Annotated in this window: 1 protein-coding gene; it reads left to right on the top strand. The window is 49.6% G+C overall.

Translation table 11 applies throughout. The features are described 5' to 3' along the window. A partial coding sequence (locus NE671_RS15760) for a PHP domain-containing protein (protein WP_256164165.1) occupies positions 1-226 on the top strand: 226 nt, incomplete at both ends.

Genomic DNA, 226 nt, shown 5'->3' with positions numbered 1-226 from the left:
TTTTACCAGCACAAGAATGGATACCACTCCTCAGAAGCGTCTGGAGCTTCACTGTCACACAAAGATGAGCGATATGGATTGTGTCAGCGATGCAAAGGCATTCGTAAAACGTGCCTATGAGTGGGGACATAAGGCTATCGCTATCACGGATCATTGCGTGGAGCAGTCATTCCCGGAGGCAAATCACTCCTTTGATGCCTGGGGCGGTTGTGTTCCAAAGGAGTCT

It is taken from the genome of Blautia sp. DFI.9.10 (genome assembly GCF_024461705.1).
GTDB classification, from domain to species: Bacteria; Bacillota; Clostridia; order Lachnospirales; family Lachnospiraceae; genus Blautia_A; species Blautia_A fusiformis.
This window is presented reverse-complemented; position numbering and strand designations above follow the sequence as displayed.